19 protein-coding genes and 1 riboswitch are annotated in these 22446 nt (G+C 65.0%); of the genes, 9 read left to right on the top strand and 10 right to left on the bottom strand.

The features are described 5' to 3' along the window. Window positions 1–30 precede the first annotated feature (30 nt). Window positions 31–678 carry a LysE family translocator gene (locus FA94_RS28305; protein WP_035563264.1) on the bottom strand — a complete coding sequence of 216 codons (648 nt, stop codon included), beginning with the start codon at window positions 676–678 and terminating at the stop codon, window positions 31–33. Window positions 679–781: 103 nt separating this feature from the next. Here FA94_RS28305 and FA94_RS28300 point away from each other — a divergent pair, with 103 nt between their 5' ends. Further along, the gene (locus FA94_RS28300) at window positions 782–1630 is read left to right on the top strand and encodes a LysR substrate-binding domain-containing protein (RefSeq protein ID WP_035557556.1); all 849 of its coding nucleotides are present in this window, start codon (window positions 782–784) and stop codon (window positions 1628–1630) included. A gap of 29 nt (window positions 1631–1659) precedes the next feature. Here the strand turns inward: FA94_RS28300 and FA94_RS37415 are convergent, their stop codons facing one another. Next, window positions 1660–2133 (bottom strand): GNAT family N-acetyltransferase, encoded by a 474-nt coding sequence (locus FA94_RS37415; protein ID WP_051980821.1) that lies wholly within the window; start codon window positions 2131–2133, stop codon window positions 1660–1662. Window positions 2134–2211: 78 nt separating this feature from the next. Beyond that, on the bottom strand, window positions 2212–3492 hold the full coding sequence (locus FA94_RS28290; protein WP_035557553.1) for a DUF445 domain-containing protein: 1281 nt from the start codon (window positions 3490–3492) through the stop codon (window positions 2212–2214). 201 nt (window positions 3493–3693) lie between these two features. On the opposite strand from FA94_RS28290, the gene FA94_RS28285 reads away from it, so the two are divergent. Genes FA94_RS28285 through FA94_RS28275 form a run of 3 tightly spaced genes read left to right on the top strand, consistent with a single transcriptional unit; the run spans window position 3694 to window position 8342 of the window. Beyond that, complete coding sequence (locus FA94_RS28285; protein WP_035557550.1) at window positions 3694–4836, top strand: metallophosphoesterase family protein; 1143 nt, start codon at window positions 3694–3696, stop codon at window positions 4834–4836. Further along, the gene (locus FA94_RS28280) at window positions 4833–7457 is read left to right on the top strand and encodes an AAA family ATPase (RefSeq protein ID WP_035557547.1); all 2625 of its coding nucleotides are present in this window, start codon (window positions 4833–4835) and stop codon (window positions 7455–7457) included. Before FA94_RS28285 ends, FA94_RS28280 begins: the two co-directional genes overlap by 4 nt. A gap of 60 nt (window positions 7458–7517) precedes the next feature. Continuing rightward, the gene (locus FA94_RS28275) at window positions 7518–8342 is read left to right on the top strand and encodes an alpha/beta hydrolase (protein WP_035557544.1); all 825 of its coding nucleotides are present in this window, start codon (window positions 7518–7520) and stop codon (window positions 8340–8342) included. 67 nt (window positions 8343–8409) lie between these two features. Here FA94_RS28275 and cobJ read toward each other — a convergent pair whose 3' ends face one another. From cobJ to cobG, 4 genes are read right to left on the bottom strand one after another with little or no spacing between them, the layout of a single operon-like run. Beyond that, window positions 8410–10155 (bottom strand): precorrin-3B C(17)-methyltransferase, encoded by a 1746-nt coding sequence (cobJ, locus tag FA94_RS28270; RefSeq protein WP_081936188.1) that lies wholly within the window; start codon window positions 10153–10155, stop codon window positions 8410–8412. Further along, window positions 10152–10883 (bottom strand): precorrin-2 C(20)-methyltransferase, encoded by a 732-nt coding sequence (locus tag FA94_RS28265; RefSeq protein WP_035557538.1) that lies wholly within the window; start codon window positions 10881–10883, stop codon window positions 10152–10154. Before FA94_RS28265 ends, cobJ begins: the two co-directional genes overlap by 4 nt. Next, window positions 10884–11510, bottom strand: coding sequence for a precorrin-8X methylmutase (locus FA94_RS28260; RefSeq protein ID WP_035557536.1), 627 nt, complete (start codon window positions 11508–11510; stop codon window positions 10884–10886). Then, window positions 11503–13116 carry a precorrin-3B synthase gene (gene cobG, locus FA94_RS28255; protein ID WP_081936187.1) on the bottom strand — a complete coding sequence of 538 codons (1614 nt, stop codon included), beginning with the start codon at window positions 13114–13116 and terminating at the stop codon, window positions 11503–11505. Before cobG ends, FA94_RS28260 begins: the two co-directional genes overlap by 8 nt. Window positions 13117–13234: 118 nt before the next feature. Beyond that, window positions 13235–13413, bottom strand: a riboswitch (cobalamin riboswitch). Window positions 13414–13497: 84 nt separating this feature from the next. Here cobG and FA94_RS28250 point away from each other — a divergent pair. The 3 genes from FA94_RS28250 (at window position 13498) to cobM (ending at window position 16395) form a co-directional block, all read left to right on the top strand. Next, window positions 13498–14811 (top strand): bifunctional cobalt-precorrin-7 (C(5))-methyltransferase/cobalt-precorrin-6B (C(15))-methyltransferase, encoded by a 1314-nt coding sequence (locus FA94_RS28250; RefSeq protein WP_051980820.1) that lies wholly within the window; start codon window positions 13498–13500, stop codon window positions 14809–14811. Beyond that, the gene (locus FA94_RS28245; RefSeq protein ID WP_035557532.1) at window positions 14808–15530 is read left to right on the top strand and encodes a cobalt-precorrin-6A reductase; all 723 of its coding nucleotides are present in this window, start codon (window positions 14808–14810) and stop codon (window positions 15528–15530) included. Before FA94_RS28250 ends, FA94_RS28245 begins: the two co-directional genes overlap by 4 nt. Before the next feature lie 139 nt (window positions 15531–15669). Beyond that, window positions 15670–16395 (top strand): precorrin-4 C(11)-methyltransferase, encoded by a 726-nt coding sequence (gene cobM, locus FA94_RS28240; RefSeq protein WP_035557529.1) that lies wholly within the window; start codon window positions 15670–15672, stop codon window positions 16393–16395. Window positions 16396–16440: 45 nt separating this feature from the next. Here cobM and FA94_RS28235 read toward each other — a convergent pair whose 3' ends face one another. After that, window positions 16441–17541: a polyamine ABC transporter substrate-binding protein gene (locus tag FA94_RS28235; protein WP_035557526.1), complete on the bottom strand. Its 1101-nt coding sequence runs from the start codon at window positions 17539–17541 to the stop codon at window positions 16441–16443. Between the two features lie 59 nt (window positions 17542–17600). Next, window positions 17601–18563: an agmatinase gene (speB, locus tag FA94_RS28230; RefSeq protein WP_035557523.1), complete on the bottom strand. Its 963-nt coding sequence runs from the start codon at window positions 18561–18563 to the stop codon at window positions 17601–17603. Window positions 18564–18750: 187 nt separating this feature from the next. On the opposite strand from speB, the gene FA94_RS28225 reads away from it, so the two are divergent. Continuing rightward, window positions 18751–19641: a LysR substrate-binding domain-containing protein gene (locus FA94_RS28225; RefSeq protein WP_051980817.1), complete on the top strand. Its 891-nt coding sequence runs from the start codon at window positions 18751–18753 to the stop codon at window positions 19639–19641. On the opposite strand, the gene FA94_RS28220 is transcribed toward FA94_RS28225, so the two are convergent. Continuing rightward, a complete protein-coding gene (locus FA94_RS28220; protein ID WP_408305011.1) occupies window positions 19636–21222 on the bottom strand; it encodes a phospholipase D family protein in 1587 nt (528 codons plus the stop codon). The genes FA94_RS28225 and FA94_RS28220 overlap by 6 nt on opposite strands. 253 nt (window positions 21223–21475) lie before the next feature. Here FA94_RS28220 and FA94_RS28215 point away from each other — a divergent pair, with 253 nt between their 5' ends. Beyond that, a complete protein-coding gene (locus tag FA94_RS28215) occupies window positions 21476–22444 on the top strand; it encodes an AraC family transcriptional regulator (protein ID WP_063771805.1) in 969 nt (322 codons plus the stop codon). Window positions 22445–22446: the final 2 nt, after the last annotated feature.

The raw sequence follows: 22446 nt of genomic DNA, 5'->3' as shown, positions 1-22446 counted from the left end.
CGTGTCGTGTCGTGTCGTCAAGAAGTCGAGTCATTGCCCGCCCGCCAGCCTCACGGCATCGATCGCCATATGTCCGCCGAGGGCAAGCAGAACGCAACCCATGACCCAGCGCTGCGCGAGCAGAAGTCCGGGGCGGCTCGCGAGAAACGTCGCCATACTCCCGGAGCAGATCGCCACGAAGCCATTAACCGATGCGAACGCAACGATCAACGACGACCCGAGCACCAGCGATTGCCTCAACACGCCGCCCGCCTGATAGTCGATGAATTGCGGCAGCAGCGACAGAAAGATCATCGCGAGCTTGGGGTTCAACAGGCTGGTGGTGGCGCCCATCGCGAGAAGCCGGCGAGGTTGTTCGCGAGGAAGATCGCGCACCTCCAGCGGAGAGCGGCCACCCGGTTTCACCGCCTGCCACGCGAGATAAAACAGATACGCGGCGCCCACCGCACCGAGAACGCTCCCTGCATACGGCACGCTTAAAAACAGCGCCGTAATGCCGAACGCGGCTGAAAACATATAGAAGAGATACCCAAGCATCACCCCAGCCAGCGATATCAGTCCGGCGGTGCGGCCTTGCGCGATTGAACGCGACATCACGTAGACCATATTCGGACCCGGTGTCACGGCCAGCATGCCGCCTACCGCGAGAAATCCGTAAATCGACGCCGTACCGTGCATGTTCACCAGTTCCTTCAAGAGATCGTCGCTGACAGTATCGGTTCGATGCAGTTTCAAGTAAAACGCATTAAACTGAACCCATTGCTCAGATTTTCTGACGAATATGAAAAAACTCGATCTCGATGTGCTGGAAATGGTGGTGGCGGTCGCCGAGACGGGATCGTTCGTGGGCGGTGCGGAGTCGGTGCACCGGTCGCCGTCGGCGGTGAGCATGCAGATCAAGGCGCTGGAAGACGCGCTCGGCAAGCCGCTATTCGAGCGCAGTACGCGCAACGTCGTGATTACGGCGGAGGGCAGGACGCTCGTGGGCTATGGCCGTCGCATGCTGGCCATGCGGGAGGAAGCCTGGGCGTCGATCGTGCGTCCGGAGATGAAGGGGCGCGTCACCATCGGCGTTCCCGACGACTACGCTTCGTCGTTGCTGCCCCAGGTGCTGAGAAAATTCGCGGCGGCGCATCCGCGCGTCGACATTCGGGTCATCGGCCTTGCCAGTACCGCGCTCGTCGCGTTGCTGAAAGACAATACGCTGGACCTCGCCTGCATCACCAAAGTAAAGGGCGTCGCGAGCGAATTCATCCGCTTCGAGCCGATGGTGTGGGTGGGGTCGTCCGCGAGAAAAGTGTGGAAGGAGCGCCCGCTGCCGATCACCGTGTTCGCGCAGGGGAGTACGGCGCGTGCCAATGCGATCCGCGCGCTGCAGCGGGAGAGCATTAAATATCGCATGTCGTACGAAAGCCCGAGTCTGCTGGGCCTGATCAGCATGGTGGACGCCGGGCTCGCGGTCGCGCCGCTTGCCAGGTGCAGCGTACCGGCGCACCTGGCTCAGTTGTCGCAAAACGAAGGCTTGCCGCCGCTGGATGATCTCGAGGTGGTGCTTGCCCGCAGCGCCCGATCGGACCGGCCGCCTTGCGATTTTCTCGCGGAGCAGATTCTGGCCGGGATGCGGGTTTAGGTCAGTCGCTCAATGTTTCCCTGAGACGCTTAGGCTTCCGCGCCCGTTATCCGCTCCGCCGTCGGATAGACGTAATGACGATAGCCGTGTTCGTCATGCGTATAGCTAAAGCCTGCTTTTTCGTAGAGACGGCGAGCCGGATTGTCAGCCTTCACCCCTAGCGTTAGTTTGCTAAAACCCTGCGCACGGGCATCGGCGATGAACTGCGCGAGCAGTTGCTGACCGAGCCCATTGCCACGCCGATCCGGGATGACGTAAATCGATGCGAGAACCGCCGCTTCGCCGTGGATTTCCCAAAAGAAATAGCCCACCGACGTGTCACCCGATTCGGCGATGAACATGCGATCGAGATCGGTCGTCCATTGTTTCAGATGAAATTGCATCCCACCCGTCCAGCGTGTTTCTTGCTGCGGCTCGATCTGCCGGATGTAGTCCAGCTCACCGAGATAGATTGTCGGTAGATCGGTGGGGCGGGCACGGCGAATCGAGTAAAGGCTCGTCATTAGTAGATTGAGTAGACATCAATTGGTGGAAAAAAAGCATAGCAACGTCGCTTGCCTGATAAGGTCGCGCCCAGCAAATCACTGAATGTGCGCGCGCAGCACCTCAAACAGCAATGAACTCCCATACAGTAACAAGCCAATAAACCCGCCGACAATCGTCCCATTGATCCGGATGTACTGCAGATCCTTGCCGATATTCAATTCGATCTGCCGCGACATCTCATGCGAATCCCAGTTCTTGACCGTATCGCTGATATGACGCGTGAGGAACTGCGCGAACTCCGGCGCCATCGCGCGTGCTGCGTCTTCCAGATGATCGTTCAACGATTGCCGCAGCGCGGGATCATTCGCGAGTTCACGGCCGACCCATTGACCCATGGCCATCACACGCGGATGCAAAGCGGAATCAGGGCTCTGCAGGTCGCGCTTGAGCCAGGCGCGCAACTCGCCCCACATGTCTTTCACATACGTGCTAAGCGCTTCGCCTTCCACCAGATAGCGCTTCAGGTCTTCGCCTTTCTGCAGGAACGCCGGATCGGTCTTCAGCTTGACGATCAGCTTGTGCGCGGCCTCGTCGAACCGGTCGCGCAATTCGTGGGTGGGGTTGTCGCTGATCTGCTGCAGCATGCGGTCCACGGTATTGGCGATCGCTTCCGCGCCTTTCTCGCCGAGCCACGCGCAGGGCAGAATTTTCTCCATCTTCGGATACTCGTTCTTGACCCAGTCGACGATCCGCTCGGCGATAAACTCGCGCGCCTGCGGTTCCCGCAGCAGCATCACCACCTGTTCGATGCCGGCGTCGAGCAACTCCTGGTGGCGGCCGTCTTTGGTGAGCGTATCGAGAATCGAGCCCATCGATTGCGACAGGTCCACCTTGGTGAGCACGTCGCGCAGCGCGTCCTTGATGAAGCTCTGAATCCGCACGTCGTCGGTCAATTCCAGAATGCCGCCGGTGAGCTTCACGACGTAGTCGCCGAGGCGTGCGGTATTGGCCGGCTCGGTCAGCCAGCCGGTGATGCTCCGCGCCGGATCGTGCCGCTTGATCAGGCCGACCAGCGAGGACACGTCGAGGAATTTGTCCTGCACGAACACCGCGAGGTTGTCGGCGATCTTATGCTTATTGCGCGGAATGATCGCGGTGTGCGCGGAGACGATCGGGATCGGCACGCGGCGAAACAGCGCGGCCACCGCGAACCAGTCGGCGAGCGCGCCGACCATCGCGGCTTCGGCTACGGCCTTGATGCCGTCCACCCACACGCCACGCGGCATGAACGCGGTCACCACGAAAACGCAGGCGGCGGCGAGCAACAGGAGTAAGGGCGTGCGCTTGGCCTGTTTCAGTTCGATTGCTTTATTCATCGGCGATTAGGCAGGGTTCGGGTCTGAGGCAATGAGACGGCACGGTCGGCGCCCGTCCAGACACGCGAGTGTAGCGCCGCTCGCCGGTCCATGCGCCAATCGCGCGGCGCGGGACTCGCTTTACCGCGTCGGCGCGGTAACATTCGCGGTTAGACTGCGAGGTCGTGTAATAGAACGCAATGTGAACGCCATGGAGGCACAGTGATCAGGTTTCTGCACACCGCGGATTGGCAGATCGGCACGCAATTCGGCCAGTTCGAGCCGGACGAAGCCGCGCATCTCGCGGAGGCGCGTTTCGAAACCGTGCGCCGCATCGCGACGGAAGCCGCCGCGCGCAAGGTCGACGCGGTGCTCGTCGCGGGCGACGTTTTCGATCTGCAGACCGTGTCGGATACGGTGATTCGCCGTCTGTTCGGTGCGCTGCAGGCGTTCAGCGGAGCGTGGATCATGCTGCCGGGCAATCATGACGCGGCGCTGGTGGAGAGCGTGTGGACCCGCGCGCAGCGTCTGAACTGCATCGCGCCGAACGTGCGCGTGGTGCTCGAACCCGGCGTGGTGCTGCTCGACGATTGCCGCTGTGCGTTGCTGTGCGCGCCCCTCACGCAACGCATCACCTACGACGACACCACCGGCTTCTTCGATACGACGGAGACGCCAGCGGGCTATCACCGCATTGGCCTGGCACACGGCAGCGTGAGCGGCATTCTGCAGGAAGGCATCGACTCGTCGAATCCCATCGCGCCGACGCGCGCCGTGAGCGCGCGTCTCGACTATCTCGCGCTGGGCGACTGGCACGGTCATCTGCGCGTCGACGAGCGCACCTGGTACGCCGGCACGCACGAGCAGGACCGGTTCCGCGCGAACGATCCGGGCTTCATGCTCGACGTGACCATAAGCGAACCGGGCACCGCGCCGGTCGTCGATGCAGTGCGGGTCGGTCAATATCAGTGGCATCGCTGGGACGAAACGATCGCGGTGCCGACCGACGTGGACGCGCTCAAAACGCGTCTCGCGGCGCTCGGTAGCCATGACGTGCTGCGCGTGGCCGTGAGCGGCACGACCGCGCTGGCGGACGCCGAAGCGATTCATGTCGCGGTCGAAGAAGCCCGTGCGCGCGTGCGCGCGTTGCGCGTCGATCTGAGCGGCCTGCAAGTGCTGCCCACCGCCGACGACCTCGCGGAACTCGGCGCGCAAAGCGGTTATCTCGCGAAAGTGGTGGCGCGTCTGCGCGGCTTGCAGGAAGACCCGCAGTCCGATCCGCAACAGGTCAAGCGCGCGGCGGAAGCGTTGTTGCTTCTGGCGCGTTTTCAACGTGAACTGCCGCGCGAAGCGAGGTCCGCATGAAGTTGGAAAGTATCGCGATTCAGGAATTCAAGCAGTTCGCGGGGCGGATTGTTATCGACGATCTGCAACCGGGACTCAACCTGTTCGTCGGGCCGAACGAGGCCGGTAAAAGTACGATTGCCGAAGCGGTCCGCGTGGTGTTTCTGGAGCGCTACAAGGCTTCGCATCTGAAGGATTTATTGCCGTGGGGCAAGGCGAGCGGACAACCGTCGGTGGAAGTCAGTTTCAATCTGGACGGCACTGCCTGCCGGTTGTCGAAGCAGTTCGTCACGCGGCAGCGCTGCGAGTTGAAGATCGGCCAGAGCGTGTTCGGCGAAGACGAAGCCGAAGACAAACTCGCTGCGTTGCTCGGGTTTTCGCGTGCCGCGCGTGGGCCGTTGAAGGCCGAGAACGCGGGTGTGCCGGGTTTGTTGTGGGTGCAACAAGGCGGCACGCAGGAGGTGCGCGACTCCACCGGCCACGCGGCGCAGTATCTGCGCGATGCGTTGTCGCAATTGTCGGGCAGCAGCGAATCGGCCGGCGAGGATGCGTTGATCGTCGCCGTGCAACGCGAACTCCGGCAATTGCTCACCGCGCGCACGCAGAAATCCACCGGGCCGCTGGCCGAAGCGGAACAGACGCTCGCCAGTTTGATTGAGGACCGCGACGAACTGGAACAGCAGCGTCTGCAGTTTGAAGAGAACATTGCACGGCTCGCGACGCAGCAGGAAACGTTTGAAGACACCGAGCGCAAGCGTCCGTGGGAGCTTCATGAGCAGAAGGCCGTGCTGGCGCAACAGCGTGCGGAGGCCGCTGCGGAAATGGAGCGCGGGCTGCAGGGATTGGTGCAGTCGCTGAAACTGAGCGAAGCGGAACTGTCGCTGTCGTTGCAGCAGGAACAGGGCGCGGCGGAGCTGGAAGCGACTGTGGCCCGTGAGCGGCAGCAACTTGATATTGAAAGAGCCAGCGTCGCGGCGGTACAGGCCGATCACGAGCAAGCCAAGACAAGCGTCGCGCAATTCGAGCTGGCGTCGGTGGCGGCCGACCGTGCGCTCGATCTTGCGAACGCGGCCGTAACCGCAGCCGACTTGCGCAATCAGATCGGCCTCTACGAGACGGAAAGCCAGCGTCTCGACGTGGCCATCCAGGCCGCCGGCCAGGCGAATGACGCCGTGCTCGAAGCCGCTCGCGCAGCGGCGGCTGTCGAAATCGACGAGACGAAGCTGAAACAGCTCGCCAAGCTCGACGGCGAATTGACCGTTTTGCGTGCCCGCACCGAAGCGGCGATGACACGCATCGAATACAGGCTGACCGGCGCGCTGACCGTCAACGAGAGGACGATAAACGGCGACGGCGTGCTGCGTGTCGACGAAGAAAAGTTGATCGGCCTCGGCGAACTCGGTGAATTGCGGGTGATTCCGGGCGTTTCGGACCTGTCCGCGCAGTTGACCGAACTGGCGTCGCTGGAAGCGCAGCATACGCAGTTGCTGCAGGCGCTGGGTGTGGCGTCGCTCGTTGAAGGCGAACTCAGGCGCGAACAGTGGAAGGCGCTCGTCGCGCAGCAGAAGAGTCATGCTGGCATTCTCAAAGTCCACGCACCGCAAGGCATCGACGCGCTGCGTGCGGCGTTGGCTTCGGCGGCTGCGCGTTGGCAGGCGTCGAACGACCGGCTGAAGCATTTGCCCGACGTCTCCGCCGCGCCGCCGCTCGACGAAGCGCGCCGCAACGCCGGGACCGCGCGCGATGCGTTGGAGGCGGCGCGCAAGGTGTTGTCGCTGGCGGCGGAGAAACGATCCACCGGCGTCGCCAACGCGGAATCGCTGGCTGCGCAATTGCAGCGCAAGGAAGCGCAGTTGAGCGATGAAACCTTCTGCCGCAACCGTGCGCAATGGCAGACGAAAATCGTCGAACAACGCGTCCAGGTCGACGCGCAGCGCAAGCAGCAGGAAGCGCGCGAGCGCGAATTGCAGGCGGCGCGGCTCGACGATCCGGCGGCGGAGGCGAAGCGTTATCGCGCGTCGGCGGATCTGGTGCGCAGTGAGCAGCATGAGCGTCAGGTGCGAATCGCGCAGTTGCGCAGCCAACTGGAAACCGTCGGCGCGTCCGGGCTCGGTGAACGGTTGGCGGCGCTGGAGGCGCGTGTCGAACAGGCCACGCGTCGCAAGGAAGAGTTGAGCCTGCGAGCCGGCGCATTGAGTCTGCTCGACGAAGTGCTCGTCGACGAACGCGACTCTGCAGTCGCGCAATTGCGTGCGCCGTTGACCGAGCGGCTCGGGTATTACCTGCGCCGAATTTTCCCGCAATCGACGATCGCGCTCGGCGACGATCTGAGTCCCGCGACGCTAGACCGTTACGGCCGCGCGGATACGCTCGACGCGCTGAGCTTCGGCACACGCGAACAACTCGGCATCCTGACGCGGCTCGCTTACGCGGACCTGCTGAAGGCGTCAGGCCGTCCAACCTTGCTGATGCTCGACGACGCGGCCGTGCACACCGACGCTGCGCGCCGCGACGCGATCAAGCGCGCGCTGCTCGACGCGGCCACGCGACATCAGATTCTGGTGTTCACGTGTCATCCGGAGTTGTGGGACGATCTGGGCGTGCGGCAACGGGCTATCGACGATTTGAAAGTGGCGGCCTAGGCTTGTTAAGCGTGCTGTCCGGCACTGAGGCCGTGAAGCAGTGAACCATTCAGGAACATCATGACCGAGCTTTACCGTGGCATGGATCGAACGGCATTGCGCGCCGCCTACGACAACGTGGCGGCGGTGGCGGACGTCGCCGAGCGCATGCTCGGCTTTCAAGCCCGCAGCACGGCGCTGTATGAGGCCGTGCCATGCCGGCGCGACCTTCGCTACGGACCGCTGCCGCGCCAACGCTTCGACTGGCTGCCGTGCGGGCAGACCGACGCACCGGTTTTCGTATTCATCCACGGCGGTTACTGGCAGGCGCGCAGCAAGGAAGATTTCGCGTTCGTCGCGAGCGGGCCGCTGGGTTGCGGCTTAAATGTCGTGCTGGCCGAATATACGCTGGCGCCCGAGGCGTCGATGACGCAGATCGTCGGCGAGATCGACGCGTTGCTCGCCGCGCTCGCGGCCGATCGCGACGGACTCGGCATGCGCGGTCCGATCTGCCTCGCCGGACACTCGGCGGGCGGCCAACTAAGCGCGTTGTACCGGGCACACCAAGCGGTGGTGCACGCCATGCCGATCAGCGCGTTGGTGGATCTCGAACCGATTGCGCTGTCATGGCTCAACGACAAACTGCAACTCACGCCCGCTGAAATCGCGGCTTATAGCCCGATGCGGCACATCGGCAAAGGGGTGCCGATGACGGTTACGGTCGGCACGGCGGAGTTGCCGGAACTGGTCCGGCATTCGGAGGACTATGTGGCGGCGTGCCGACAGGCGGGGGAAACGGTTGCGTTCGTGCCGTTGCCAGAATGCAATCACTTCACGATTCTGGACGACCTGGCGCGGGTTGACGGTGTGCAGATGTGCGCGTTGAACGAAGGGATGAAGCGATGATGCGGCGGCTGATTTTTTGTATCAGCCAGCGCATCATGTCTGCTCATCCCACGTCACTCATCCCGCGTCACTCATACCATCGCGGCGTATAAACCCATTCGCCGCCTTCAACACCTTTCGCAAAGCGCCGCGTCGTCGATGATCCGACGATCACCATCGTGCGCATATCCACGTCGGACGAGCGCAGTTCGCCCAGCGTGAGCGTACGCAACGTGCTGCCGGGCCGGCCGATATCGCGCCCCAACACCACCGGAGTCGCCGCCGCGCGATACCCTCTCACGATATCCAGCGCCTTATCCAGTTGCCACGGACGCGCACGCGAAATCGGGTTATAGAACGCCATCACGAGATCCGCTTCGGCGGCGTGCCGCAGACGCGTTTCGATGATGCTCCACGGCTTCAGATTGTCCGACAGCGACAGCATGCAGAAGTCGTGACCCAATGGCGCACCAGCTTGCGCGGCGGTCGCCAGCGCCGCCGACACCCCCGGCACGATGGCGAGTTCGACCGCAGACCACGCGTCGTTCCCAGCGGCTTCGAGCGCTTCGAGCACCGCAGCGGCCATCGCGAACACGCCGGGGTCGCCCGACGACACCATCACCACCGAACGTCCCGCGCTTGCCAGCTCGAACGCATGACGCGCGCGTTGCAATTCCTCGCGATTATCCGTGCCGTGGACCCGCTGATCGGCGCGGAACGGGCCGGCCATTTTCACGTAGGTGTCGTAGCCGAGGACATCGGTCGCATGGTCGAGCGCGAGGCGCGCGGCGGGCACCATCAGCTCGGCGCTGCCCGGGCCTAGACCGATGACGGTCAGGCGGCCGCGTCCCATGCCGATCGTGTTCGCGTCGATGGCGAGCGGCGTGAGTGCCAGCGCGACGCCCGCGTCGGGGTCGTCGTGGAGGGTTTCGTAGGGGATCCGCAACGCCGCGTGCAGCAGGTTGCTGGGCGGGGCGCCGTCTTCGGGACGGGTTTGGGCGAAGCGCAGTGGCACGTTCAGGCTCGAAGCGGCTTCGATCAATGCGGGGTCCGTCATTCGATCCGAGGCGGCGAGCAGGGCGGCTAGTGAAAGCGTCGCGAGGCCATGTTCGTTCAATGCGGCGCGTACGCTTGCCGCAATTTCGGCGCTTGACGAGCATGCACTCGCACGAGCGCCATCGCCATCGCTAGCACCAGCAGCCACCGCCGCCACCACGCTGCGCGGATGAATCACCAGCTCATCCTCACGCCCATCCCACGCACGCGGCGTCACGCGAATCGCGAGACGCGCCGATGCCGAGCGCGGCAATTGCGCGTCGTCGAGCCACGGCGCTTCACCTTCGACGCGCGTGTTTTCCCCCGCCAGCAGATCCGACACGAAGTGTTTGCCTTGCCCGATATCCGCCAGCGCGTAACCGTCCGGCGGATTGAGCACGCAGGTACCGAAGCGCAATTCGCCGCTCGTCGTAATCGCGGGCGGCACCTTCAACGCGGCGGCAATCTCGCGCGCCATCACATTGACGCCGGCAAGACCGCCGAGCAGCGGCACGACCGCGCTGCCGTCTTCGGCCACCGCCAGCACCGGCGGCTCGACGCCTTTGTTCGTCAACAACGGTGCGACGCAGCGAATCACAATGCCGGCCGCGCACAACGCGACGATCGGCGTACCGCTCGCATACAGCTCGCGCAATTGCGCGGCGAGTTCGGCATACGACACGTCGGCGGCTACGCGTCCTTGCAGCGCGTACACCTGGCTGCCGGCATACAGCGTCTGAATGCGCCGCGCGGTTTCCAACGCGCCCGCGCCGAGAATCACGATGGCGGGTGCGTTCATCCTTGCCATTTTTCCCCCGGCACGACCAGCAGCGAAAAATACGGCGACGCCATCGGATCGACGTCGGCGAGCGGCACGATGCGCTGGTTGCCCATCGTCGCGCGTTCCACGTACAGCGCGCGATCTGCGAGACCGAGTTCGCCCAGCACGCGCCGCACCTTGTCGAAATTGCGGCCGAGTTTCATCACGACGGCAGCGTCGGCATCGGCGAGACGGCGGCGCAATTCGGCTTCGGGCAGCACGCCGGAGAGCACCGACAGGCTCTGATTCCGGTACACCAGCGGCGCGCCGAGCACGGCCGCGCCGCCGAGCATCGAGCACACGCCCGGCACGACTTCGCTCTCATAGCGTGGCGCAAGGCGGTCGTGCAGGTACATGTACGAACCGTAGAAGAACGGATCGCCCTCGCAGATCACGGCGACGTCGCGGCCCGCATCCAGATGGCCCGCGACGATCTCCGCCGCGCCGTCGTAGAACTCGGCGATGATCGCTTCATACGAGAGCGGCGGTTCGAGCGCTTCGGTGGTGACGGGATAGACCAGCGGCAGATGTTGCTGCGTGTCGTGCAGATGCGCTTCGATAATGCTGAACGCGTTGCCTTTCTTGCCCTTCGCGACGAAGTACGCGACCACCTGCGCGGCCTTCAGCAGACGCAGCGCTTTCAGCGTGATGAGTTCCGGGTCGCCGGGGCCGACACCGAGTCCGACTAGACGTCCTCGCACGGTCATTTATTCGACCTCCGTGGCCAGCGCGTTGACGGCGGCGGCGGCCATCGCGCTACCGCCGCGCCGGCCTTCGATCGCCACATAGGGCACGCCGCGGCTGTTTTCCGCGAGCAGCGCTTTCGATTCCGCCGCGCCGACGAAGCCGACCGGAAAGCCAAGAATCAGCGCGGGCTTCGGTGCGCCGTCATCGAGCATGTCGAGCAGATGGAACAGGGCAGTCGGCGCATTGCCGATCACGACGACGCTGCCCGCCAGATGCGGGCGCCACAATTCGAGCGCGGCGGCCGAGCGCGTGTTGCCCAGTTCGCGCGCGAGCGACGGCACGTCCGGATGCGTGAGCGTGCAGATCACTTCGTTGTTCGCCGGCAAACGCGCGCGCGTGATGCCTTGCGCGACCATGCCCGCATCGCACAGAATCGGCGCGCCTTGCGCGAGCGCCGCGCGGCCGGCCGTGCCGGCGCCTTCGGAAAACCGCAGCGCGTCGACCACGTCGACCATGCCGCACGCGTGGATCACGCGGACCGCGAGCTTGTCGAGGTCGGCGGGAATGCGCGACAAATCGGCCTCCGCGCGGATCGTCGCGAAAGATTGGCGATAGATCTCCTGACCGTCGCGGATGTAGTCAAGCATCGGGGTTACTCATGGGTTTTGCTCGTGGGTGTCGCTTATCGGCGTCGTGAATAGGGGCGTCGATAGGGGTGTCTATTGAGGCCTCGATAGCGGCGTTGATTGGGGCGTCGATAGAGGCCAGGCGTGCGAGCGTGTCGGCGGCTTCGTCTATCGTTAGTCGATGCGCGACGCAGGCGCCGAAACCGGGCTGGCCGTCGCGTCGATACAGGTCGTAGGCGCCGGGCGCGATCGCCAGCAGCGTATACGGCGCGCAATGCGCGGCGGCGCACGAACGCGGACAACCGCTCAGATGCACGTCGACATCGGCGGGCAGGCGCGGCGCGAGTTGCAGCGCGTCGGTTTTGGTGTCGGCGAGGCTTTTGGCGCAGCCGGTCGAACCGGCGCAGGCGATCAGACGCGTAATGGCCTGCGCGGGGTCGGTGGCGAGGCCGAGTTCAGCCAGGCTGGCTAGTACGGCCGGCACGGCGTGTGATGCGATGTCGGGCAGCAGGACGCTTTGCCAGGGCGTCATCCGCAGTGTGCCGTTGCCGTGCTGTTGGGCGAGCGTGGCGAGGCCGTGCAGAGTGGCCGCGTCGAGACGTCCGAGCGGCGGCTGGCCGCCTGCGTGCCAGGTGTCCGGCTGGCTTTGCTCGTGTGCGCCGAGCCGGAGCGTCGCGTCGGCGGGTGTGCGGCGTTGCCACCGGGCTAGCGACGCATCGCGTGACAGCGGGAAATCGACGTAGCGTTGCGCGTGGTGCAGGAGCGCATCGGCAGAATGGGTGGCGAGCAGGTGACGCATACGCGTGGCATCGGCTGCGGCGAGGTCGAGAAACGTGTGCAGCAACGCGCGGATCAGCGCGCAGACTTGTGACGGGAGCACGGCAGCTAAAGCGCCGGTGTGGCCGGCGTGTTGCGATCCGGTTTCAGGCGGGTAACCCGCTAGCCCGAAGACAAACCGCACGTGATCGACATCTCGCGTCGCCGCCAGCCACACGTCATGCGGATGATCGATACGCGCAAGCTTTTCGCCGCCATCCAGCAACAGTGCGAATTTCGGCGACAGCGCCGCGAAACGCGGCTCGCTTTGCAGCAACGCCAGCAATTCGGCGCAAAGGGGACCTGTATCGAACAACGCAAACGGATCGCGTCCCGCGGCGGGGCTGATCATCACGTTGCGGACATCGTCGGCTGCGAGGGCGGTCGCTGGGTAGGCGGCGGTTGGATTTACGTGGCCGGCTTTCGCGGCTGCCATCGTCTCCGTCGGCCCAGGCGTCGCCTTAATCAACGCGTCGGCCGGTCCAAACCCGGCCTCGATCAATACGCTGCTCGGCTCAAGCCCACGCTCAATCAACGCGCCGCTCGGCCCGAGCCCCGCGTCCATCAACGCCTCGATCAACGCCGCCTCCTGCCCGCTGCGCACGCCCCGCACCTGCAGATTCGCCCGATTGGTCACCTCAATCGCGCCGGCGGCGTGCAGCACGCTCGCATCGGCAATCGCGCGCGCCTGGGCCACGCTCAGCGCGCCGCCGGGCAGCTTGATCCGGCACAGCCCCCCGTCGCGCGCGACGACGATCCGCAGCAGCCCCGGACAGGCCGACGGCCGCAGCGCGAGCGCCGCATGTTGCATAACAGGGGAGGACGAAGCTTGCTTCAAAACGGACACCGGGTAGCGTCGCGCGGTGGCCCGAGCAAGCCTGGGAGCGGGCGTTGCTGCGGCATCGGTACACCCCGCCCGATGTTGGCTGGCACGAACAGTCTCGCCGGCAGGTCTCCTGGCTGGCAGGTCAAAGTCCGTCGCGGCCTTCCCGGTTGAACCAGTGGCGCGCAGCGCGGGCGGACTCGCTGCATACAGTTGCGGGGGCAGCCACAGTGACACTGTGTTCCCTCTTAGGCCCCGAAGGGCGCCGGCGGCTGTATTATGCCTTTTTTCGAACAGCATAACGAGGCTGGACGCCTTGATCGGCGTGGCTCAGCGCATTATTTGAAGATACAGAATAAGGATGGTCGGATGCCGGCATGGCTGACCGTGGTGGGCATTGGCGACGACGGCTTCGCCGGTTTGGGGCGGTCCGCGCGACGTGCGTTGCTGGCGGCGTCGGTGGTGTATTGCGGCGAGCGGCATCTGGCGATGCTGCCCGCGCGTCTCACGGCGCGGCGGGCCGCGTGGCCGCGTCCGTTCGATCTCGCGCCGTTGCTCGCCGAGCGTGGCGGTGCGGTGTGCGTGCTGGCGAGTGGTGACCCGATGCTGTTCGGCGTCGGCGCGACGCTCGCGCGTCAATTGCCGGCGGATGAGTTGCGGGTGTTGCCTGCGCCGTCGTCGTTGTCGCTGGCGGCCGCGCGTCTCGGCTGGCCGTTGCAGGACGTCGCGACGGTATCGCTGGTGGGCCGTCCGCTGCCGGCATTGAACGCGCATTTGCATCACGGCGCGCGCGTTTTCGTGCTGAGCGCGGATGGCCGCACGCCCGCGGCGCTCGCGGCGTTGCTGAACGCGCGCGGCTTCGGCGCGACTCGCATGATCGTGCTGGAGCATCTGGGCGGGGAGTTGGAACGCCGGATCGACGGTCGCGCGGATCAGTGGTCCGCGAGCGAGGTGGCCGCGTTGAATCTGATCGCGCTCGAATGCCGGGCGACCCAGGGCGCGCCGCGTCTGCCGCTCACTTGCGGCTTGCCCGACGATGCGTTTCGCCACGACGGTCAGTTGACCAAGCGCGACGTGCGGGCCATCACGCTCGCGCGTCTCGCGCCGACGCCCGGCGAGTTGCTGTGGGACGTGGGCGCGGGCAGCGGTTCGATCGGCATTGAATGGATGCGCGCGCATCCAGCGTGCCGCGCGATCGCGATTGAAGGTCACGCGGAACGGCAGCGCTTTATCGAACACAATCGCGATGCGTTGGGCGTGCCGGGTCTGCAACTGGTGGCCGGTCGCGCGCCGGATGCGCTGCAGGGCTTGCCGGCGCCGGATGCTGTGTTCATCGGCGGTGGCGTGACCGTGCCGGGCGTGCTGGAAGCGTGCTGGGCGAGCTTGCGCGAAGGCGGCCGGCTGGTTGCCAACGCGGTGACGTTGCAGGGCGAGGCGGCGTTGGTTGCGTGGCGCGAGCGGTTTGGCGGCACGTTGACGCGGATTGCGTTGGCGGATGCGCAACCGCTCGGCGGTTTCGATACGTGGCGGCAGGCGTTGCCGATTACGTTGCTGGAGGTGATGAAGCCGTGGCGTGAGGTGGACGCGGCAAGCGTCGGAAGCGATGCGAGCGGCGCAAACAAGGCAAACACGGTCAGCACCGCGAACACCGTCAGCGCCGCAAACAGCGGCACCCCGCAATGACGCGAATCCTGCTGCTAGGCGGCACTGGCGACGCGTTACGAATCGCGCATCAACTCGATTCCACGCACGTGTACAGTCTCGCGGGTCTCGGCAAGGTGCCCGACGATCTGGCGTGCTCGGTGCGTGTCGGCGGTTTCGGCGGTAGCGACGGCATGGCGCAATACCTCGCGGACGAACGCATCGGCCTCGTGATGGACGCGACCCATCCGTACGCCGCGCAAATCAGCGCGAACGCCGCGCGCGCCAGTCATGCGGCGCAGGTGCCGTGTTGGGCGCTGCGCCGTCCGGCCTGGCAGCCGCAAGCCGGCGACGATTGGCGGATGGTCGGCGACTGGAACGAACTCACGGCGGCGCTCGCGCCATTCAGAAAGCCGCTGTTCACGCTCGGCCGCGAACCGTTCGCGCATCTCGACGAAATTCCCGCGCATCAGTTCTGGACTGTCCGCTGTCTCGATCCGCACCAGGACGCCACGCGCGCAAGGATCATCGCGACGCGCGGCCCGTTCACGCTCGAAGGCGAACGCGCGTTGTTCGCGCTGCAAACCTTCGATGTCGTGGTCAGCAAAAACAGCGGCGGCGGCGCGACGGAAGCGAAACTCGAGGTGGCGCGCGAACGTCGCTTGCCGGTGGTGATGTTGCGCCGGCCCGACCTGCCGGCGGTGGATCGTGAGTTCGACAGCGTCGACGGTCTGCTCGACGCACTGCGAGTGCTCGCGTGAACCTCGGTCTTAACGGCGGCTCGAAGCGTAGCGCTAGTCACGGCCTCAGCCACAACGTGAGCTTGTGCCGAGAAAACGGAACCGGCCACTCACGCAGCGCATGCCACCCACGCCACCCCCACAACCCACGGAGCAGTCAATGACGGTGTTTTTTATCGGCGCGGGTCCAGGCGACCCGGAACTGATCACAGTAAAAGGCCAGCGTCTCGTACGCAGTTGCCCGGTGATCCTGTACGCCGGATCGCTGGTACCCGACGCCGTGCTCGAAGGTCACGCCGCCGAATTCGTCGTCAACACCGCCGACCTCGATCTCGACCAGATCATCGCGTTGCTCAAAACCGCGCATGACAACGGCCAGCATGTCGCGCGCGTGCACTCCGGCGACCCGTCGTTATACGGCGCGATCGGCGAGCAGATCCGTCGTTTGCGCGAGCTGAACATTCCGTACGAAATCGTGCCGGGTGTGACGGCAACCGCCGCCTGTGCCGCGACGCTCGGTTGCGAACTCACGCTGCCCGACGTTTCGCAGACGCTGATTCTCACGCGCTACGCGAGTAAAACCCGCATGCCTGAAGGCGAACAGCTCGCCGACCTCGCACGGCATCGCGCGACGATGGCGATCCACCTGGGCGTGCGGCATCTCGCACGAATCGTCGATGAACTGCGGCCGCACTACGGCGGCGCGTGTCCGATCGCGGTGGTCTATCGCGCGAGCTGGCCCGACGAGGAGAAGATCACCGGCACGCTCGACGATATTGTCGACAAGGTGCAGTCGACATCGATCGAGCGGACCGCGTTGATCCTGGTCGGCCAGGTGCTGGCCGCCGAAGGTTTCGCGGACTCGACGTTGTACGCGAAGGATTGAACGTACCGCGTCGTCTATCAGGCGGCACGAGTCAAACGTGAACCTCTACGACCCCGACTTCAACTGCGCCCACAACCTGCCTTCCAGCCGTTTGATCGGCGCGGGCAACGGCTTCAGCAGAAACAGCGTCTTCAACACCGGCTCAGGCGGATACACGGTCGGGTCGTTGAGAATGTCCGCGTTCACGAACTTACGCGCGGCTGCATCTGCATTCGGATAGAACACCGTGTTCGTAATCGCCGCGTGAACCTCCGGTCGCTCGATATAGTTGATCCACTCCAGCGCCGCCTGCGGATGCGGCGCATCTTTCGGGATCGCCATCATGTCGAACCAGACCGGCGCGCCGCCTTGCGGAATGAAGTACTTGACCTGGTAGCTCTTGTTGGCCTCGCGCGCACGATGACTCGCCATCGACACATCGCCTGACCAGCTCAGCGCGAAACAGATATCGTCGCCCGCGAGATCGTTGATGTAGCTCGTCACATTGAACTGCGTGATATACGGGCGAATCTTCTTCAGCGCTTCGTACGCGGCCTGATAGTCGGCCGGATTTTCGCTGTTCGGATCGCGGCCGAGATAGTGCAGCGTGACCGCGAACACGTCGGTCGGCGCGTCGAGCATGGACACGCCGCAGCTCTTCAGCTTGCTCAGATATTCCGGTTTGAACAGCACGTCCCAGCTATCGAGCGGCACGTTGTCGCCGAGAATCTTCTTTACCCGCGTGACGTTGTAGCCGAGCCCGGTCGTGCCCCACGCCCACGGCACCGCGTACCGATTGCCGGGATCCGCATCGGCGACGAGTTTCATCAGCGTGGGATCGAGGTTCACCAGATTCGGCAGCTTCGATTTGTCGAGCTTCTGATAAATGCCGGCTTCGATCTGCTTGGCAAGAAAATTCGAGGTCGGCACCACGACGTCGTAGCCGGTCGAACCGGTCAACAGCTTCGCCTGCAAGGTCTCGTCGCCGTCGTACTCGTCGTAGCGCACCTGAATGCCGAACTCCTTCTGGAAGTTCGGCACGGTGTCTTTCGCGATGTAGTCGCCCCAGTTGTACAGATTGAGCTGCTTGTCGTCGGCGTGCGCCGCAGTGCCGAATGCGCACATCAGTAAGGCGGTGAGGATCGGTTTCGTGGCGGTGTGGGGCATGGTCGTCGGATCGTCCGCTAGGGGTTCGTGGGGGGTGTCGTCAGTGCGTGTGAGGGTGTCTACTCGCGCTGCTGGCGTTGCAGCTTCTGGTTGCGCATGAGGCACAGCATGTCGTACGCGATATGCGCGGCGGCGAGCGCGGTCACGTCGCTGTGATCGTAGGGCGGCGACACTTCCACCACGTCGGCGCCCACGATATCCACGGCGCCGAGCGCCCGCACGATCTCCAGCGCCTGCGCCGAACTCAGGCCGCCCGCCACCGGTGTACCCGTGCCGGGCGCGAAGGCGGGATCGAGGCAGTCAATGTCGAAGGTCAGATAGGTCGGCGCGGCGCCGACGATCTTCAGTACCTCGTCGATCGTGGCCTGAATGCCGTGGCGATGAACCCACGGCGCGTCGAGAATGCGCACGCCCATGAAGTCTTCATTCCACGTGCGAATGCCGATCTGCACCGAGCGCGCCGGATCGATCAAGCCCTCGCGGATCGCCTTGTAGAACATCGTGCCGTGGTTCAGCGAGTCGGGGTTGTCGTCGGGCCAGGTGTCGCAGTGCGCGTCGAAATGGATCAGGCTCAGCGGCTTGCCGTATTTCTCGGCGTGCGCGATCAGCAGCGGATACGTGATGTAGTGGTCGCCGCCGAGCGTCAGCATGCGCGTGCCGGTCGCGAGAATGCCGCGAGCGTGCGCGACGATCGCGTCGCGAATCCCGAGCGGGTTGTGCGCGTCGAACCAGCAGTCGCCGTAGTCGACCACGTTCAAGTGGTCGAACGGATCGACGCCCCACGGAAACGCGCCGAGTCCGGCCAGTTGGACCGAGGCGGCGCGCATCGCGGCTGGCCCGAAGCGGGTGCCAGGGCGGAAGGTGGTCGCGAGGTCGAGCGGCACGCCTGAGACGGCGACGTCGACGCCCGTGAGGTCGCGCGTATAGGGACGGCGCATGAACGACAGCACGCCGGCGTAGGTGGGGGCGGCAGACAGTTCGCTGCCGGGCGCGTGCGGATGGGGGGAGAGATCCAGAGTCATGCTTGTCGGTCCAGTGGCTTCGCGTAGTTTAAGCAGGGCGCCGTTCGCACAAATATTTCTCATGTCTGCTGAAACGAGAAAACGTGTGGAGGGCAACTGGAGCTATGATTGCGGGGAAAAATTCCCGCGAAAAGCGAAGAATCTTGCTGGAAGTATCGATATTTTTAATATCTGACCCGGATCGCCCATGCGTAGACTGCCCCCGTTGCAAGCCTTGCTCGCCTTCGACGCCGCCGCGCGCGTCGGCAGCTTCACGCGCGCGGCCCAAGAACTCGCGCTGACCCAGTCGGCGATCAGCCATCAGATCCAGCAACTGGAGGAGTGGACCGGGCAGCCGCTGTTTCGGCGGATCGGCCGTGGCGTCGCGTTGACCGCCGCCGGTGTGCTGTACGCGCAAACCGTCACGACGGCGCTCGCCACACTCGCCGACGGGCGCGACCGGATCGAGCCGTATGGCAATCCGGATTCGGTGATTCTTGTTTGCGCGCCGCAATTCGCCTCAGGCTGGCTGATGCCGCGCATGCGGCAGTTCGCGGAGGCGCTGCCGACGCTCGAGATCTGGCTCGTGACCGACGAGGAGGTCAACGAGATCGATCGCGTCGATGTCGATCTGGTGGTGTCAGCCAGGCCGATCCGTACGCCGGAAGTCACCTGCGAGTTGTTGCTCGACGAAGAGGCGGTGGCGATCTGCGGACCGGAAACGGCACGCCGTCTGCGTGACGCGCCGTTTCCCGACGTGCTCACGCAAGCGCCGCTGCTGGTTCACGAAGCGCGTCCGGAATGGGCGCCGTGGCTGCCGGAACTCAGGCGCGGCGGTTTGCGCACGCGCCGCGCGTTGACGGTCAGCGATCCACGCTTCGTCGTGGCGGCGGCCGAGCAGGAGGCGGGTATCGCGATGGTGTCGCGGCTCACGGCGGGAGACGCGTTGACGAGCGGCCGCGTGGCAGTCTTGCCGCAGGTGCCGGGCTTCGCGTTGGCGCCGCTCTGGCTGATGCGCTCGGCGCAGCCGGCGCGTTCGGTCGCGGTCGATGCCGTGCATGCGTGGATGATCGGCCTGTGCCGGCCCGCCGATTTATAAAAACGATTCGATCGGCAGGATCGACATGAACCACACGCCGAGCCGGCGCACCCAGGTGGTGTTCGGTTCGGTGTCGTAGCGGATCGTGTTGGCGCCGTCCTGTTCGAGCCAGACCAGCTTGCCCTTGTCGTCGAGGCTAAGCGTGTACGCCACTTGCGGCACCTGGGTCTGGAACGTCGAACGGATTTTCCCCGCCAGCGCGGGGCTGTCGATTACCAGACCGAGTTCGGTATTGAGCTTCGCCGAGCGCGGGTCGAAGTTGAACGAACCCACGAAAACACGCTGGCCGTCCACCGCGAACGTCTTGGCATGCAGGCTCGATCCCGAACTGCCGAACGGACCGGCGCGCTGTTCGGTTTTGCCGTCCGCGCCCGGCTGGCGACGTAGTTCGTAGAGCGCCACACCACCCTTGAGCAACGCGACGCGGTGTTTCGCATAGCCGGAATGGACGGCGGCGACATCGGTCGATTCGAGCGCATTGGTCAGCACGCGCACCGTCACGCCGCGCGAGGCGAGCCGGGTGAAGTACTGGACGCCCACCTCCGTCGGCACGAAATACGGCGACACCAGGTCGAGTTCCTCGGCCGGGTCGCCGAGTATCTCGTGCATCTGCTTCAGCACCAGCGCGTCGGTCGGCGAGCGGTTCAGGCCTTTGGCGGGATCGTCGCTGATCAGACGCGTCGCGGCCCATTCGAGCGGCAGCGTGCCGGTGGGCAACTGCTGGGCGATCGGCGACTCGCGCAACGCGTCTTCGTAGGCGAGCGCGGTGGGATCGCTGGCAACGGCCTTCGCTCTGGCCTCGAGCGCGGGCAACTGATCGGCGCTCACGTGCGGCAGAATCCGGTCCACGGGATACGACGACTCGCTCGACCAGTAGCGGTCGAAGTCATGCGCCACAGCGCCGGCAGCGGGACCGACCGCGAGCACGTCGAGATCGGAGAACACCACGCCGTCGGTCGCGCCGAAATACTCGTCGCCGATATTGCGGCCGCCGAGAATCGTCGCGGTGCTGTCGGCGGTAAACGACTTGTTATGCATACGCCGGTTGGCGCGCGAGAAGTCCGTGATAAAGCCGATCGACTTCGGCTTGCGCACCACGAACGGATTGAACAGGCGCACCTCGATGTTGGGATGCGCGTCGAGCGCCGCGAGCGTGGTGTCGAGCGAAGGGGGAATGCCGTTGTCGTCGAGCAGCAGGCGCACCCGCACGCCGCGCTGCGCCGCTTCGACCAGTTGCTCCAGCATCAGCGTGCCGGTCAGATCGTCACGCCAGATATAGTATTGAACGTCCAGCGTGCGTTGCGCCGCGTGCGCGAGAAAGACGCGGGCCGCGAACGCGTCGTGGGGATTTTCGAGCGGATAGATGCCGCTCAGGCCCGGATGCTGCGCAAGCGGTCCCGCTACGGCCATGCCGAGATGGGTCGATTGAGCCTGCACCGGATCGAGCGCCGCCGATTCCGTGCGGCCGGCCAGCGACGGCAGCGTGCAACCGGCCAGCAGCAGGGCGCCGGTCAGCAGCAGCGCAGCGCCTAGCCGGCGGCGGATCGAGGCACGCGTGACGCTCGCTACAGGCTGCATCATGTCGTCGGAACTCCATGGCAAGCGCGGTATGCGTCGTGTCGCTTCGCCGGGTTTCGTGTCGTGCCGTGATGCTGTGTAGGCGTCGGGCACGCTACGGTACGGCACCAAGCGGGAAAGCAACGCACGTTGCGCGGGGCTTGCAAAGCAATGCCCGCCATAGTGCCATGACGCGCGGCAGCATCGCCGTGAACTCGCGATGAAATTTCGCAAGCTCTGCACCGTTTTGTGGCGACGAGGCCGCTATCCTAGCGCCATGATGAAAGCCAGCACGGAACTCGATTATCGTCGGCGGATCGCTCGTGTGATCGAGGCGATTCTGCTCGAACCAGGCGCGCCGCATACGCTCGACAGTCTGGCGGCGGTCGCGCATCTGTCGCCGTATCACTTTCATCGCATTTATCGCGCGCTGGCCGGCGAGAGCATTGTCGAGACCGTGCAGCGCCTGCGTCTTGCGCAAGCCGCGCAACGTCTGACCGACGCGTCCGCACGCGTGACCGCCGTCGCGCACGATGCCGGGTACAACAGTCCGCAGGCCTTTGCCCGCGCATTTCGCGGCTTTACCGGCGTCACGCCGAGTGAGTTCAAGGCACGCCAGAAGCATCTCGCGACACCGGCGGCAAGCCGGCGCTCGGGTGCGGCGGGCAACATGGTCGATGCCGCCGACGCCACGGAAAAGCGGGACGCCAGCGACGCCGACGAGGCCAACGCAAACCACGCAACGAATCCCGACGATGGCCGCATGTCGCTCTGGCCCGCGGTCGAACTCGCGGAGATCGCGCCGATCGACGTGCTCTGCCTGCGCCACGAAGGACCGATTGCGACGATCGGCCAGACGTTCCGCGATCTGATGCACATGCTGCGCTGCGAAGACGACCCGCGCACGGATCGGCGCGTCGGCATTTGCGTGCGCGACCCGGCGCTCAAGGGCAGTTTTCGCTATCTGGCGGGGATCGTCACGTCGCCCGATGTTGCGTCGCATGAAGCGCCGCCCGCGCCGGTCGAACCGCTGCGCGTGGACGGCGGTTTTTACGCGGTACACCGGCTGGTCGGCCCGTATGCGCTGATCGCGCCGACCTTTCGCGCGCTGTACGGCGTGTGGCTGCCGCAAAGCGGCTATGCGCTCGATACCCGTCCGGCGCTCGAGTTGTACCGCAGCCCGCCGCGCGCCGGATTGCAGCGCGCCTGTGTCACGGATCTGATGATCCCCATTCGCAAGGACTGACC

It is taken from the genome of Burkholderia sp. 9120 (genome assembly GCF_000745015.1).
GTDB lineage: Bacteria > Pseudomonadota > Gammaproteobacteria > Burkholderiales > Burkholderiaceae > Paraburkholderia.
The sequence above is the reverse complement of the archived record's forward strand: the minus strand, read 5'-3'. Positions and strand labels throughout refer to the sequence as shown.

Bases quoted from the DNA above. Each gene is read 5' to 3' on its own strand.
- FA94_RS28280 (WP_035557547.1), top strand. From the start codon at position 4,833: ATGAAGTTGGAAAGTATCGCGATTCAGGAATTCAAGCAGTTCGCGGGG.
- FA94_RS28275 (WP_035557544.1), top strand. From the start codon at position 7,518: ATGACCGAGCTTTACCGTGGCATGGATCGAACGGCATTGCGCGCCGCC.
- FA94_RS28225 (WP_051980817.1), top strand. From the start codon at position 18,751: ATGCGTAGACTGCCCCCGTTGCAAGCCTTGCTCGCCTTCGACGCCGCC.
- FA94_RS28215 (WP_063771805.1), top strand. From the start codon at position 21,476: ATGATGAAAGCCAGCACGGAACTCGATTATCGTCGGCGGATCGCTCGT.
- FA94_RS28265 (WP_035557538.1), bottom strand. From the start codon at position 10,883: ATGACCGTGCGAGGACGTCTAGTCGGACTCGGTGTCGGCCCCGGCGAC.
- speB (WP_035557523.1), bottom strand. From the start codon at position 18,563: ATGACTCTGGATCTCTCCCCCCATCCGCACGCGCCCGGCAGCGAACTG.
- cobJ (WP_081936188.1), bottom strand. From the start codon at position 10,155: ATGAACGCACCCGCCATCGTGATTCTCGGCGCGGGCGCGTTGGAAACC.
- FA94_RS28260 (WP_035557536.1), bottom strand. From the start codon at position 11,510: ATGCTTGACTACATCCGCGACGGTCAGGAGATCTATCGCCAATCTTTC.
- FA94_RS28305 (WP_035563264.1), bottom strand. From the start codon at position 678: ATGCACGGTACGGCGTCGATTTACGGATTTCTCGCGGTAGGCGGCATG.
- cobG (WP_081936187.1), bottom strand. From the start codon at position 13,116: ATGCAACATGCGGCGCTCGCGCTGCGGCCGTCGGCCTGTCCGGGGCTG.
- FA94_RS28220 (WP_408305011.1), bottom strand. From the start codon at position 21,222: ATGATGCAGCCTGTAGCGAGCGTCACGCGTGCCTCGATCCGCCGCCGG.
- FA94_RS28290 (WP_035557553.1), bottom strand. From the start codon at position 3,492: ATGAATAAAGCAATCGAACTGAAACAGGCCAAGCGCACGCCCTTACTC.
- cobM (WP_035557529.1), top strand. From the start codon at position 15,670: ATGACGGTGTTTTTTATCGGCGCGGGTCCAGGCGACCCGGAACTGATC.
- FA94_RS37415 (WP_051980821.1), bottom strand. From the start codon at position 2,133: ATGACGAGCCTTTACTCGATTCGCCGTGCCCGCCCCACCGATCTACCG.
- FA94_RS28245 (WP_035557532.1), top strand. From the start codon at position 14,808: ATGACGCGAATCCTGCTGCTAGGCGGCACTGGCGACGCGTTACGAATC.
- FA94_RS28300 (WP_035557556.1), top strand. From the start codon at position 782: ATGAAAAAACTCGATCTCGATGTGCTGGAAATGGTGGTGGCGGTCGCC.
- FA94_RS28250 (WP_051980820.1), top strand. From the start codon at position 13,498: ATGCCGGCATGGCTGACCGTGGTGGGCATTGGCGACGACGGCTTCGCC.
- FA94_RS28235 (WP_035557526.1), bottom strand. From the start codon at position 17,541: ATGCCCCACACCGCCACGAAACCGATCCTCACCGCCTTACTGATGTGC.